This window comes from Microbulbifer litoralis, assembly GCF_023634065.1.
In the GTDB taxonomy this organism is placed as follows: domain Bacteria; phylum Pseudomonadota; class Gammaproteobacteria; order Pseudomonadales; family Cellvibrionaceae; genus Microbulbifer; species Microbulbifer litoralis.
This window is the reverse complement of sequence record NZ_JALKCV010000017.1, coordinates 1-12,718: the sequence shown is the minus strand read 5'-3', so window position 1 is coordinate 12,718 and position 12,718 is coordinate 1. Positions and strand designations below refer to the sequence as shown.

The following is a 12,718-nucleotide window of genomic DNA, read 5'->3' as shown; positions in this document are numbered from 1 at the left end:
TTCAGCGCGCGGCCAGCTCCCGCACCAACTGCTGCATGCGCTGGTAGTGGCTGCCTTTCCAGTAAACCCTGGCGCAGTCGGTGCACTGGAAAAAGTCGCGGAAATAGCGCCGGGTATTTTCCGGCAGCCGCTGCAAGACCGCCTCCCGGTCCACGGCAGACAGCAAGCCGTTACAGGCGAGGCAGCGACTGAAGGGCGTGAATCTGTGCCGCAGTTGCAACCGCTCGACCACTTCCGTGATCTGCAGCTTTGGCGCGGTCGCGCGAACGAAATAGCCGCGCTGCAGGCGCCCGTGTTTCAGCAGACCGCGGTCCCGGGACAGCAGTATGCGCCGCTGCGAGACGGAGATCTCCAGCAGCGTATCGTCGTCGCAGTGGCGGTAAAACAGGGTGTCGAAACCGAGCATGCGCAGGTGGCGGGCCAGCCTGCCCAGGTGGCAGTCGAGCACAAAGCGTGGCCTGCGCAGCGGCGCCGGTCGCAGTCGGGTCAGCGGGCTGATGTCGGGGGATTCGCATAGCGGGTAGACCGCGATGCGATCGCCGTCGCCGAGCCGGTAGTCGAAATCGACCGACACGCCATTGGCGAGAATCAGGTCCACCTCTATGTGCGGCACGCCGAGATTCTCGATCGCATCCTTGACCGACCCCGGCAGTGGGTATTGCCGCGCAAACTCCCGCTGCCGCCACTGTTTTGGCAGGAAATCGTTCAGTTCGCGGTAGAAGTGGAAAGAGACGCTGAGCATGGTTCGCTGCACCTGCGGTGTGGCAACAGTTTAATCAATCCGGAGGGGGAGCAACTTGCAGGTCAACGACTGGAATCACGTGCACTACGCGCTGGCGGTGGCCCGCGCCGGCACTCTCTCCGGCGCCGCCGAGCAACTGGGGGTGTCCCACTCCACGGTGCTGCGGCGGGTGGATACACTGGAGAAATCCCTGCGCACGCGCCTGTTCTACCGCCACGCCCGCGGCTATGTGCCCACCGAGGCCGGACGCAAATTGATGCGCGCTGCGGAATCCATGCAGGCGCAACTGAATACCCTGGTGGGCAGTGTGCGCGGCGCCGACGAGCAATTGAGCGGCACGCTGGTGGTCAGTGTGCCGGCCAGCCTGCTGGCGCCGGTGGCGCCTTTGTTACAGCGTTTCCAGCGCCGTCACCCGCGCGTTGCACTGGAGCTGGAGTGCGGCACCGGCGCGCCGTCCCCCGGTCGCGGTGAGGCCCATATCGGTATCCGCTGCGGTGCCGGGCCCGATGCGCCCGACTGTGTCGTGCAGAGTGTGATGCCGCTGCGCTACAGCCTGTTCGCCTCCCCCGACTACCTGCGCGAAAAGGGTAGTTTCGACAGCCTGGAGCGCATCGGCCACCACCGCTTTATCGGCCTCGGCCGCAGTGCGGCGCCGGACCCGCTGGCGCAATGGGTGGATCGCTGGGTGCCGGACAAACAGATCGCGTTGCGCTGCAGCAGCGTCGACCAGTTTGCCGATGCCGTGCGCGCCGGTTTCGGTATCGCGCCGCTCGCCCTGTGGCAGGCGCGCGGCGACGATCGCCTGTGTCGCCTGCTGCCGCCACCGGACGACTGGACCTCGGAACTCCGCCTGCTTACCCACCGCGACATGTGCGATACCCACAGGGTGCGCGCGCTGTGCAGTTTTATCGGCAAATGCCTGCAGCGCGATCTATAGACCGCGCGGCTCACCTTGCCCCATAGTCCGTTGTGGCAGCGGGCATTATGCTCGTATCGGAATCGCAAGGAATCGCCATGCTGGAACTGCGCGGGATCCGCAAGTCCTATCCCACACCCCAGGGTCCCCTGCCGGTATTGCGGGGTGTCGACCTGTGCCTGGCCGCCGGCGAGAGCCTGGCGCTGATGGGCGAATCCGGCAGCGGCAAGTCGACGCTGTTGCACCTGGCGGCGGGGCTGGATACGCCCGACAGCGGTGAAGTGCGCCTCGACGATCGGCTGCTGTCGGCGCTGGACGAGCCCGCGCGGGCGGAATGTCGCCGCCGGCGGCTGGGGCTGGTATTCCAGCAGTTCCACCTGGTGCCGAGCCTGGATGTGCTCGACAACCTGCGCCTGCAGGCGCGGCTCGCCGGGCGCGAGGAGACCGCCTGGACCCGGGAGTTGCTGCGGCGCCTGGGGCTTGCGGACATGGCCGGGCGCTACCCGGAACAGCTCTCCGGTGGCCAGCAGCAGCGCCTCGCGATCGGCCGCGCGCTGGCGGCGCGACCGGCGCTGCTGCTGGCCGACGAACCCACCGGCAATCTCGACGAACGCAGTGCCGACAGGGTGCTGGCGCTGTTGCTGGAGCTGGTCCGGGACAGCGGCTGCGCACTGTTGATGGTGACCCACAGCCCGCGGGTGGCGGCGCCGCTCGACCGCTGCCTGCGGCTCAGCCGCGGCCGCATTGCGGAGGCCGCGCTGTGACGGTCGCGCCGCTGCGAACTGCACTTCAGACCCTGCTTTCCCATTACCGCCGCCATCCGGGCCAGCTCGCCATGCTGTTGCTGGGGCTATGGGTGGCCGGTGCGCTCTGGAGCGGTGTGCAGGCGATCAACGCCTCGGCGCGCGACAGCTACGCCCGCAGCGAGGCGCTGTTCGGCAACGACCTCGACCGCATCGAACGCCGCGACGGCCGCCCGCTGTCGGCGGACGACTACCTGTCGCTGCGGCTGGCGGGCGCACCGGTGTCGCCGCTGGTCACCGGCGAGGTGGAACTGGCCGACGGCAGCCGCCTGGAGGTGATGGGTATCGATCCGCTGACTCTGCCGCAGGGCAGCGGCTTTGACAGCGCCGGCGGCACCGCGTCGCTGGCGGCGTTCCTGCTGCCGCCCTATGTGGCGCGCGCGGCGGCCGACACCCGCGCCGCGATCCGGGCCGGCGGCGCGCCACCGGCGCTGGCCGACGGGCGCGGGCTGCCACCGCTGGAAACGGCCCCGGCGCTGCCGCTGGGCCTGTTGGTCATGGATATTGCCGCCGCGCTGCAACTGCTGGGGCGCGAGGGTCCCGATCAACTGCTGCTGGCGCCGGATGCCCGGCTGGAACTGCCGGACTTCCTGGTGCGCAATGCGGCCGCCAACCGGGCCGGTCCCGGCCAACTGAGCGACAGCTTCCATCTCAACCTGACCGCCATGGGCCTGCTGGCGCTGGTGGTGGGGCTGCTGATCGTGCACGCCGCCCTCAGCCTGGTGCTGGAGCAGCGCCTGGGCGCAATGCGCACGCTGCGCGCGCTGGGTGTCTCCGCGCGCGGGCTGGTGGGTTTGCTACTGGTGGAGTTACTGCTGTTGGGACTGTTGGGGGCCGCGCTGGGGATTGTCAGCGGCGTGGGACTGGCCCGCTGGCTGCTGCCGGATGTGGCCGCCAGCCTGCAGTCCCTCTACGGCGAGCGGGTGGGCAGCCGGCTGGTACTGCCGTGGCACTTCTGGCTGGGCGGGCTGGCGGTGACCCTGGGCGGGCTGCTGACCGCCGGGCTCGGCACCCTGTGGCGGGCGGCGCGGCTGGATGTGCTGGGCCTGGGGCAGGCGCAGGCCTGGCGCGGGCGGTTCGTGCGCCAGTTGCGCGCCATGGCGCTGGTCGGCGGCCTGTCCTGGCTGCTGGCCGCGGGCCTGCTGCTGTGGCTGGCACAGCGGCCGCCGGCGCAGGGACTGGTGCCAGGGTTTGCGATGGTCGCGGCGGCGCTGTTTGGCAGCGCGCTGTGGCTGCCGCCACTGCTGGCCGCGATCGTGGCCGGCGCCGGCCGGCTGCTGCGACGGCGCCCGCTGGCGCAGTGGGCGATGGCCGACCTGCAACTGCAACTGCCGCGCCTGTCGGTGGCGATGATGGCGCTGCTGCTGGCGCTGTCGGCCAACCTGGGTGTCGGCGGCATGGTCGGCGGTTTTCGGCTGACGTTCCTCGATTGGCTGGACAAACGGCTGCTGGCGGACCTCTACCTGCGAGTGCCCGCCGCACAATACCAGGCGGCCCGCGACTGGCTGGCGGCGCGCGACGATATCGCCGTGCAACTGCCGCGCAGCGAGGCCGGGAGCACCCTGCTGGCGGGGGAGGGCTATCTGGCACAGCCGGTCGGCGTCCACGGCATTACGCCGCACCCGGCCGTGACCGGGCGCTGGCCGCTCCTGGATGCCGGCGGGGATCCGGCATCGGCGTGGCGGCAGTTTGCCGGTGGCGCGGCGATGATCAACGAACAGCTGGCCCTGTCCACCGGGCTGGCGCCGGGGCAGCGGCTGCAGCTGTCGAGCCCCGCCGGCCCGCTGCCACTGGATATCGTCGCCATCTACCCCGACTACGGCAATCCGCGCGGCGAGGTGCTGTTGAGCACCGCGCTTGTCGGCGAACGCTTTCGGGCGCCGCCGGAACGGATCGACCTGCTGCTGGAGCCCTCATTGCCAGCGGAAGCCATTGACACACTGCGGCGGGATTTGCGCAGTGCGCCTGGAATCGATGGCGCCCGCCTGACCGACCAGCGCCAGGTGCGGCGCCTGGCCACCGATATGTTCGAACGCACTTTCGCCATCACCCGCGCGCTGAATGCGCTCACCCTGGGCGTGGCGGCGCTGGCACTGCTGTCGAGCCTGCTGGCGCAGAGTGGCCAGCGCCGCGGCCAACTGGCGCCCCTTTGGGCGCTGGGAGTGCCGCGGGGACCACTGGTCGGGGTCGGCTTTGTGCAGCTGGGCGCCGCGGCGCTGGTCACGGCGCTGCTGGCGGTACCGCTCGGCATCGCCCTGTGCTGGAGCCTGGTGGCGGTGATCAACGTCGCGGCTTTCGGCTGGCGCCTGCCGCTGCATCTGTTCCCGCTGCAGATTTTGATGGCGCTGCTGCTGGCACTGGGAGTGGCACTGCTCGCCGCACTGCTGCCGGCCTGGCGCCTGTGGCGGACATCGCCGCGCCGGTTACTGGCGGAGTTCGAAGCGCCATGAGTTTTGCCGCACACCGGAAATCGATGCTTGCCACGCTCGGGATTGCGGCGCTGTTGCTCGCAGTCGCGGCACTATTGCTGCGCGATAGCGGGCGGCCGGGCCCGGAGAGTTTTGCCGGGCTGGCAGGCGGGGCGGACGGCTATACCCGGGCCCGGCCGGGTGCGAAACTGCATTTCCCCGCGGACCACGGTTCCCACCCGGGCTACCGCATCGAGTGGTGGTACCTGACCGCCAACCTCGAGGACGCCGACGGCACGCCGCTGGGCATTCAGTGGACGCTGTTTCGCCAGGCGCTGGCGCCGCCCGGCGACGATACCGGTGGGGACTCGCCCTGGACCAGCCGCCAGTTGTGGATGGCCCACGCCGCGGTATCGACGCCGGACGCACACCTGGTTGCCGAGCGCTTCGCCCGTGGCATGGCATTTCCCGATCGCCGCGGCCAGGCGGGTGTGCGGGCCGAGCCCTTCCGGGCCTGGCTGGATCACTGGCAACTGCAAAGTCGCGGCAACGAGGCCGGCGGCGATGCGCTCGAACGGCTGCAGGTCTCGGCCCGTGGCAGCGATGGCGGGCGCGATTTCGGTTACCGCCTGCAGTTGGATGCCGACGGCCCGCTGGTATTGCACGGCGAGGCGGGCTTCAGCCGCAAGTCCGCGGCCGGCCTGGGCTCGCACTATTACAGCCAGCCGTTTTACCGCGCCCGCGGCTGGCTGGAGATCGACGGCGACAGGCACCGCGTGCGCGGCGTCGCCTGGCTGGATCGAGAGTGGAGCAGCCAGTTGCTGGGAGCGGACCAGCCGGGTTGGGACTGGTTTTCGTTGCACCTGGACGGCGGCGCCAGGCTGATGGCGTTTCGCCTGCGCGGGGCCGGCGAGGGCGGCGGCGACTTTATCGGCGGCAGCTGGATTGCGCGCGACGGGCACACCGTCGCGCTCGATGGCGATGACCTGCAATTGATACCGCAGGGCTACAGCACCGTGGCCGGGCGGAAACTGCCCACCCGCTGGCGGCTGCGCCTGCCGGCCCGGAACCTGGACGTGACGGTAACGGCGCAGAGCGAGAATCGCTGGATGGACACGGTATTTCCCTACTGGGAGGGCAATGTCGCGGTGGCGGGTAGCCACACCGGTGTCGGTTACCTGGAGATGACCGGCTACTGAGCAGTTGAGACGAGAGGCGGGGAAATGGCGTATTCCCTGTTGCTAAATGCCGCGGAACGCCTCCGCCATATGCTCGGCCAGGGCCTCCGCGGCCTGTCCCGCCCCGCGTCGCTGACGCAGAGCGATATGGTATTCGCCCAGCGGCGGCAGGCCGGCGTCTGCCCCCAGTTTCCGCAGTGGCGCCCGCACCAGGCTGAGTGGAAAGGGCGCGATCGCCAGGTCGGCCAGTATCGCCGCCTCCTGGGCCGCGCAGTGTTCGCTGGTATAGGCGATCCGGTAGCCGATGCCGGCCCCGTCCAGGGCCGCCAGTGCCATGCCGCGCCAGGCGCAGTCGGGGCCGGCGAGCGCCAGCGGCAGCGGCTTGTGCTGTGCGGCGACACCGCCCTCGCGCGCCGCCCACACCAGCGGCTCCGTGTGGATCAGCCGGCCGCCTTGCCCCGATTGATCGGTATTGCCGGCGGTGATCAGTACCACATCGAGTTTGCCCGCATCCAGCTGCTCCGACAGCGCCGAGCTGCGCCCCAGGGTCACATCCACCTGCACGGCCGGGTGGGAGCGGGCGAACTGGGTGAGCGCCCGCGGCAGGACGCGCGTTCCCACATCGTCGGGGGTGCCGAGCCGCAGCCGGCCCTGGAGGGTCGGGGAGAGGAAGCGGCCCAGCGCCTCCTCGTTCAGCTTCAGCAGGCGGCGCCCGTAGCCCAGCAGTATTTCGCCATCCGGCGTCAGTCTTACCCGGCGCGCCTCGCGCACGAACAGCGTGCGTCCCAGGGTCTCTTCCAGCCGCTTGATCTGCATGCTCAGGGCCGACGGTGTCCGGAATACCTGGCGTGCGGCCCGGGTAAAACTGCCGCACTCGGCGATGGCGACAAAGGTGCGCAGCAGTTCGCTGTCCAGTAGTGGGGTGGCAGTACCCGGTGTTGCCGGATCGGGGGTGGTCATGCTGTACCTTTCAATTTTTCTGAAAGGTCAATGTAGATGTTTTCGCTGTATTTAACAATTGCGTCGGAGCACTCTATCTCCCGACTTGACCTGAAGCGGTCTCACCGGTGAGAGAGGAGAATCCGATGTCCGATGCCAAACGCCCCGGGGCATGCAACTGCAAGCTGAAACTGCGTCCGCGGCCCGCGGAACCGCCGCTGTATATGCCGGCCATGCCACCGCTCGGATTGCTGACGGCAATCGGCAACGGGATCCGTATACTGATCCATTGCCTGCGCTGCCGCCGGTGTGCCGAGTGCCACGACAAGGCCCGCGGTCGCGGTGCGACTTGGGCGGGGCAGTGACACTGCGGCGCGATTTCGCCTAGGATTACCGGCACTTGGTTCTCGGGCCCGCCGAGAACCGATAATGATCATAAAGCATGGATACCGGTATGAAATTCTTACAGCCTCCGCCCAGGTTCCTGGCCGCGATGATAATGTTCCTTGCCCTGGCCGGCTGCGGCGGTGAGCGACAGTCTGCGGCGGCACCGGAAAACAGTGCAGGGGCCGGTTCCGCGGTGGAAGAGGCCCCGGATATGGATCGCCTGGCGCGGGACTATGTACTGCTGGTACTGGAACTCGGCAACCACGACGACAGCTATGTGGACGCCTACTACGGTCCGGAAGAACTGAAACAACAGGCGGCCGCCAGTGACGCGACGCCGGCCGCAATCGCGGAGCGCGCCAGAGCGTTGCGACAGCAGCTGCCGGCGGAGATCCCGGCGGACGGTGATCTGGAAAACCTGCGCCGCCACTACCTGAAAACCCAGCTGCGGGCGGTGATCGCCCACGCCGAGAGCCTGGCCGGTGCCGCCGGGCCCAGTTTCGAGCGCGAGACACAGCTCCTCTACGACACCCGGCCGCCGCAACGGAAACTGGCGGACTTCGAACCGGTGCTGGCGGAGCTGGACCAGCTGTTGCCCGGCGACGAACCGCTGCACCTGCGCGTACAGGCTTTCAAAAAACAGTTCGTGATTCCCGATGACAAAATGGAAGCGGTATTCGATGCCGCCATCGATGCCTGCCGCGAGCGCACCAAAAAACACATCCAACTGCCGGCGGACGAACATTTCGTGCTGGAGTATGTCACCGACAAACCCTGGAGCGGTTACAACTGGTATCGGGGCGGCGCCCGCAGCCTGATCCAGATCAACACCGAACTGCCGGTGATGATCGACCGCGCCATCGATCTCGGCTGCCACGAGGGTTATCCCGGCCACCACACCTACAACGCACTGCTGGAACGGGCACTGGTGGACGACCGCGGCTGGATCGAGTACAGCGTCTACCCGCTGTTCAGCCCCCAGTCCCTGATCGCCGAGGGCAGCGCCAACTACGGCATCGAACTGGCGTTTCCCGGTGAGGAAAAAACACGGTTTGAAAAGGAAGTACTCTATCCGCTGGCCGGCCTAGATCCCTCGCAGGCGGAGAAATACGATCGCGTGCTGGAGCTGATCGAGCAACTGGGCTACGCCGGCAACGAGATCGCCCGCCAGTATATCGACGGCGAGATAGAGGGCGACCAGGTGGTGGCGCTGTTCCAGAAATACACCGTCAAGAGCCCGGAGAAGGCCGCCCAGCGCAAGCGCTTCGTGGATACCTACGGCGCCTACGTGATCAACTACAACTGGGGCAAGCAGCTGGTGGCGGATTACGTGGAGCAGGGCGTGGCCTCGCCGGACGAGCGCTGGCAGCGCTTCGCCACGCTGCTGTCCTCGCCGCGCTTGCCGTCGTCGCTGGACTGGTGACGCGCATGGACTACCAGGCAGCGCGCGGCTATCTGCTCTCCCGTCCGGAAGCGGTGGAGGATTTTCCCTTTGGCCCCGGGGTGGCGGTGTTCAAGGTCAAGGGCCGGATGTTCGCGACCCTGGGCGTTGAAAACACCGTGGCCCGCACCAATCTCAAGTGCGACCCGGACGAGGCCCAGGCACTGCGGGATATCTTCAGCGGTGTCCTGCCTGGTTACCATATGAACAAGAAACACTGGAACACGGTGCTGCTGGACGGCAGCGTGCCGGATGGTGAAATTGAACGGATGATGGATCGCTCCTACGGGCTGGTGGTCAAGGGCCTGCGCAAAGTGGAGCGGGAGGCGCTGGAGCTGGCTTATGGCAGCGGGGCTATTTACCGCTAGGTAGAGTGAATGAAAGTTGCAGTCAAACTGATGGGGTTGGCACTGCCGGCGATCGCCCTGCTATGGGTTGCCGGCTGCACCAGTCGCGATTCCGACGATGCGGTGATGGCCATGGCAGAGCCGTCAGCCTTCAAAGCGGAACTCAAGGTGGCCGAGGCGCAGCGGACCAGGTCCAGGTACCTGGCCTACCGGCACCGGGTGACGACAGAGTTGCCGGTCGGCCGGGTGGAAGCGCAGTACAATCGCATCCTCGATTGGTGTGCGGCAGATACTGAGTACCGCTGCACGGTGCTCGGCAGCCGCCTCAGTACCGACAACTATGTGCACGGCAGCATCAACCTGCGCATCCTGCCCAAAGGGGTGGCAGAAGCGCTGAGCCTGGCGGCGGAGGGCGGTGAGACGACCCAGAAGTCGATCGAGGTCGAGGACCTCGGCGATGCCATCGTCGACAACCAGAAGCGCCTGGAGATGCTGCAGGACTATCGCGGCAAGCTGGAGGCGTTGAATGACAGGGCGGACACGGATGTGGAATCGCTGGTCAAGATCGCCGAGAAACTGGCCGAGGTGCAATCCGACCTGGAGTTCGCCCAGGGGCGGAGGCAGAAACTGCTGCAGCGGGTGGAGATGGACCTGGTGGACATTTCGCTGGTGTCCCATTCCCAGCAGTCGTTTATGCAGCCGATCCGGCTGTCGCTGCGCAGCTTCGGCTCGCGCCTGTCCAGTGGTATCTCGGATGTCATCGCGGCGATCGCCTACTTGCTGCCGTGGCTGCTATTGCTGGCGGTTGTCCTGTATATTCTGCGCAGAATCTGGATCCGCGTCAGGAAACGGTAGAATTGGCTGTAGGGGCCAACGGAAGAATCAGGAGCAGTTGTGAACGAATTTATTGTCGATGTAACCCAGGAAAATGCCCAGCAGGTGCTGATCGAGGAGTCGATGATGCGCCCGGTGGTGGTGGATTTCTGGGCGGACTGGTGCGAGCCGTGCAAACAGTTGATGCCGGTGCTGGAGAAGCTGGCGGCGGAGTACGACGGCCAGTTCCTGCTGGCGAAGGTCAATGCCGATACGGAGCAGATGCTGGCCGGCCAACTGGGGGTGCGCAGCCTGCCCACGGTGATGGTATTGAAAGAGGGCCAGCCAGTGGATGGCTTTGCCGGCGCACAGCCGGAAAAGCAGATCCGCGAAATGCTGGACAAGTACCTGCCCAAGCCCTGTGACCTGAAGTTCGAGCAGGGCAAGCAACTGGTGGGTGAGGGCAAGCTGGATGAAGCGTTGCCGGTGTTGCGTGAGGCCTACAGCGAATCCGGCGAACGCCAGGATATCGCCAAGCAGCTGGCCGCGGTACTGCTGGAGCAGAACCGGGTACAGGAGGCGGAGACGGTGCTGGGCAAGATACTGTTGGCAGACCAGGACAGCGACTACCAGCAACTGATGTCGCAGCTGGAGCTGAAGCAACAGGCCGCAGAGTCACCGGAGATCAAGGGCCTGCAGCAGGCGCTGGAACAGAACCCGGGCGATTTCGATGCCGCCTACAAACTGGCGGTCCAATACAGCCAGGCCCACCGCCCGCAGGAGGCGCTGGACCTGCTGCTGAATGTACTGCGCAGCGACATGAACTATGCCGACGGCGCCGCCAGGCAGGCCTACCTGGATATCGTCAAGAGCCTCGGCGCCGGCGATCCACTGGCAACCCAGTACCAGCGCAAGTTGATGACGTTGCTTTATTGATTTTTCGGTGGGGTTTGTATTGGCCGTGGCTGCTGGTGGCACCTCCGGCCGGTGCCCGTAAGCCTGAGGTTCAGGGAAAAGCAGCGCAAACACAAGGTTCAGCCGAACGGCAGGCTGATAAAACCAGGAAAAACCATGTACAAACTCTGCGTCTATATTCCGGAAACCCACACCGAAAAGGTCAAGCAGGCGCTGTTTGCCGCCGGCGCCGGCCGTATCGGCGATTACGATTCCTGTTGCTTTCAACTCAAAGGCACCGGCCAGTTCCGGCCGCTGGATGGCAGCCAGCCGTTTATCGGCCGGACCGGCGAAGTGGAAAAGGTGGACGAATACCGGGTGGAAATGGTCTGCGCGGATGAAGTGGTGGATGCGGCGCTGGCTGCCCTGCGCGAGTCACACCCCTATGAAGAACCCGCGTTCGACCTCTGGCAACTGGACCGCCGTTGCAACAGTAGCCAGGGTTAGGTCTCAGTGCGGAGGTGGCGCGCCGCGTGATCTTTTCACCAGGGCGGTAATCGGGTAGAGCATCTGGCCGATCACGGAACGGGGCAGCCGACGGGTGGTGCCGTACTCCGCAGGCCAGTGCTCTTCCGGCATGTGGTAGCTATTGAAAAGCCGGTCGAACAGCACCGTGTGCGCAGAGTAATTGGTGTCGATTGCGGGCTTTTCCGAGCTGTGGTGCCAGTGGTGGAATTGCGGGGTCACAAACACGTATTTCAATGGCCCGAAGGTAAAGCGCAGGTTGCTGTGGATCAGCACCGCCTGCAGCGCGGCGAATACTACATAAATATCCAGTGCCGCCTGGTCCGGCCCCAGCAGATAGAGTGGCACCAGCACCATCGCGCGCTCGGAAAATACCTGCAGGAAATGTCCGCGGGATCCCGCCAGCCAGTCCATATGCTCAACCGAGTGATGCACCGCGTGCACCGGCCACAGCCACGATACCTCGTGGTACAGGCGGTGTTCCCAGTAGAGCACGAAATCCGCACACAGTATGATCAGCGCCACCTGTAACAGCAGCGGGATTGACTGTACCGACTGCTTTACCGCCGGGCTCACTGCCCAGTGGAAATGGCTGGCGTGGTAGTTGCCGTAGATGAGGATGGCGGAGATCAACAGGTGGTTCAGGCAAAAATAGAACAGGTCCAGATCCCATTCCGGGCGCATGATCACCTGGTTGCGGTATTTGGGAAACAGCTTTTCCAGGGTCATGAAGACGAATACGGATCCCAGCAGCGCGAGGATCAGCCAGTCCACGCCGAGGGACAGCCGGCGCGGCTCTACCGGCCCCACCGGTATCGAATAGCCGCCCAGGGCAAACGCGATCAGGGTCAGGCCAATGCCGGTAATTCCCAGGCGTTTGTGGCGGCGCAGGACCAGTGTCAGGACACCGAACAGCAGTGAAAAGTACATGCCGTATTTCAGCACTTTCTGCAGTGCCCCGGCATCGTACACCTGGCGCAGTTCGATAGTGGTGAGGTAGGACGGGTAGAGGTAGGCGAGCACGGCCAGCAGGCTGAGTGCTCCGAGGAAGACGGAACTGTATCCACTGATGCGCCCCTCACCGAGGCGGAACTCCCGTTGCCTGTCCAGCTTTACCCGTCGTTTTCGGTACCGGTAATCGGATTCTGCGTTGCTCATGATCCCTGAGATACTGTATCTAATCGGTGCCGCATTCGGCGCGGCGGACTGTTACCTGATTTGTATAGAGCCTATTACTCAAGTTACGGAGTGCACAGTGATTGGCAGGGCGCATCCCGTCCCGGATTCCGCTGCGCTCCATCCGGGCTACGCCTTTCGATCCGCCG

13 protein-coding genes are annotated in these 12,718 nt (G+C 65.9%); 10 read left to right on the top strand and 3 right to left on the bottom strand.

Annotation, left to right across the window (positions count from 1 at the left end; all coding sequences use genetic code 11):
• Position 1: 1 nt before the first annotated feature.
• Positions 2-742 carry a Mut7-C ubiquitin/RNAse domain-containing protein gene (locus tag MWN76_RS18975; protein ID WP_250464416.1) on the bottom strand — a complete coding sequence of 247 codons (741 nt, stop codon included), beginning with the start codon at positions 740-742 and terminating at the stop codon, positions 2-4.
• 55 nt (positions 743-797) lie between these two features.
• Between MWN76_RS18975 and MWN76_RS18970 the strand changes: the two genes are divergently transcribed.
• The 4 genes from MWN76_RS18970 (at position 798) to MWN76_RS18955 (ending at position 6,068) form a co-directional block, all read left to right on the top strand.
• Positions 798-1,679 (top strand): LysR family transcriptional regulator, encoded by an 882-nt coding sequence (locus MWN76_RS18970; protein ID WP_250464413.1) that lies wholly within the window; start codon positions 798-800, stop codon positions 1,677-1,679.
• A 77-nt stretch (positions 1,680-1,756) separates the two neighbouring features.
• Positions 1,757-2,422, top strand: coding sequence for an ABC transporter ATP-binding protein (locus MWN76_RS18965; RefSeq protein ID WP_250464411.1), 666 nt, complete (start codon positions 1,757-1,759; stop codon positions 2,420-2,422).
• On the top strand, positions 2,419-4,911 hold the full coding sequence (locus MWN76_RS18960) for an FtsX-like permease family protein (RefSeq protein ID WP_250464409.1): 2,493 nt from the start codon (positions 2,419-2,421) through the stop codon (positions 4,909-4,911). The genes MWN76_RS18965 and MWN76_RS18960 overlap by 4 nt, the downstream gene beginning before the upstream one ends.
• A complete protein-coding gene (locus tag MWN76_RS18955) occupies positions 4,908-6,068 on the top strand; it encodes a lipocalin-like domain-containing protein (protein WP_250464407.1) in 1,161 nt (386 codons plus the stop codon). Before MWN76_RS18960 ends, MWN76_RS18955 begins: the two co-directional genes overlap by 4 nt.
• A gap of 42 nt (positions 6,069-6,110) precedes the next feature.
• Here the strand turns inward: MWN76_RS18955 and MWN76_RS18950 are convergent, their stop codons facing one another.
• Positions 6,111-7,007 carry a LysR family transcriptional regulator gene (locus MWN76_RS18950; protein ID WP_250464405.1) on the bottom strand — a complete coding sequence of 299 codons (897 nt, stop codon included), beginning with the start codon at positions 7,005-7,007 and terminating at the stop codon, positions 6,111-6,113.
• Between the two features lie 125 nt (positions 7,008-7,132).
• Here MWN76_RS18950 and MWN76_RS18945 point away from each other — a divergent pair, with 125 nt between their 5' ends.
• The 6 genes from MWN76_RS18945 to MWN76_RS18920 all read left to right on the top strand — a co-directional run bounded on the left by MWN76_RS18945 (position 7,133) and on the right by MWN76_RS18920 (position 11,375).
• Positions 7,133-7,351: a hypothetical protein gene (locus tag MWN76_RS18945; protein WP_250464403.1), complete on the top strand. Its 219-nt coding sequence runs from the start codon at positions 7,133-7,135 to the stop codon at positions 7,349-7,351.
• Positions 7,352-7,440: 89 nt separating this feature from the next.
• Complete coding sequence (locus MWN76_RS18940) at positions 7,441-8,796, top strand: hypothetical protein (protein ID WP_250464401.1); 1,356 nt, start codon at positions 7,441-7,443, stop codon at positions 8,794-8,796.
• A 5-nt stretch (positions 8,797-8,801) separates the two neighbouring features.
• Complete coding sequence (locus tag MWN76_RS18935) at positions 8,802-9,182, top strand: MmcQ/YjbR family DNA-binding protein (RefSeq protein WP_250464399.1); 381 nt, start codon at positions 8,802-8,804, stop codon at positions 9,180-9,182.
• A 9-nt stretch (positions 9,183-9,191) separates the two neighbouring features.
• Positions 9,192-10,016, top strand: coding sequence for a DUF4349 domain-containing protein (locus MWN76_RS18930; RefSeq protein ID WP_250464397.1), 825 nt, complete (start codon positions 9,192-9,194; stop codon positions 10,014-10,016).
• Between the two features lie 39 nt (positions 10,017-10,055).
• Entirely contained in the window at positions 10,056-10,910 is an 855-nt protein-coding gene (trxA, locus tag MWN76_RS18925) for a thioredoxin (RefSeq protein ID WP_250464395.1), read from the top strand.
• Positions 10,911-11,045: 135 nt separating this feature from the next.
• The gene (locus tag MWN76_RS18920; protein WP_250464393.1) at positions 11,046-11,375 is read left to right on the top strand and encodes a YqfO family protein; all 330 of its coding nucleotides are present in this window, start codon (positions 11,046-11,048) and stop codon (positions 11,373-11,375) included.
• 3 nt (positions 11,376-11,378) lie between these two features.
• Here MWN76_RS18920 and MWN76_RS18915 read toward each other — a convergent pair whose 3' ends face one another.
• A complete protein-coding gene (locus MWN76_RS18915; protein WP_250464391.1) occupies positions 11,379-12,551 on the bottom strand; it encodes a sterol desaturase family protein in 1,173 nt (390 codons plus the stop codon).
• Positions 12,552-12,718 lie beyond the last annotated feature (167 nt).

Excerpts from the sequence above, each read along its gene's own strand:
- MWN76_RS18975 (WP_250464416.1), bottom strand. The coding sequence starts at position 742 with ATGCTCAGCGTCTCTTTCCACTTCTACCGCGAACTGAACGATTTCCTG.
- MWN76_RS18965 (WP_250464411.1), top strand. The coding sequence starts at position 1,757 with ATGCTGGAACTGCGCGGGATCCGCAAGTCCTATCCCACACCCCAGGGT.
- MWN76_RS18955 (WP_250464407.1), top strand. The coding sequence starts at position 4,908 with ATGAGTTTTGCCGCACACCGGAAATCGATGCTTGCCACGCTCGGGATT.
- MWN76_RS18950 (WP_250464405.1), bottom strand. The coding sequence starts at position 7,007 with ATGACCACCCCCGATCCGGCAACACCGGGTACTGCCACCCCACTACTG.
- MWN76_RS18945 (WP_250464403.1), top strand. The coding sequence starts at position 7,133 with ATGTCCGATGCCAAACGCCCCGGGGCATGCAACTGCAAGCTGAAACTG.
- MWN76_RS18940 (WP_250464401.1), top strand. The coding sequence starts at position 7,441 with ATGAAATTCTTACAGCCTCCGCCCAGGTTCCTGGCCGCGATGATAATG.
- MWN76_RS18935 (WP_250464399.1), top strand. The coding sequence starts at position 8,802 with ATGGACTACCAGGCAGCGCGCGGCTATCTGCTCTCCCGTCCGGAAGCG.
- MWN76_RS18930 (WP_250464397.1), top strand. The coding sequence starts at position 9,192 with ATGAAAGTTGCAGTCAAACTGATGGGGTTGGCACTGCCGGCGATCGCC.
- MWN76_RS18920 (WP_250464393.1), top strand. The coding sequence starts at position 11,046 with ATGTACAAACTCTGCGTCTATATTCCGGAAACCCACACCGAAAAGGTC.
- MWN76_RS18915 (WP_250464391.1), bottom strand. The coding sequence starts at position 12,551 with ATGAGCAACGCAGAATCCGATTACCGGTACCGAAAACGACGGGTAAAG.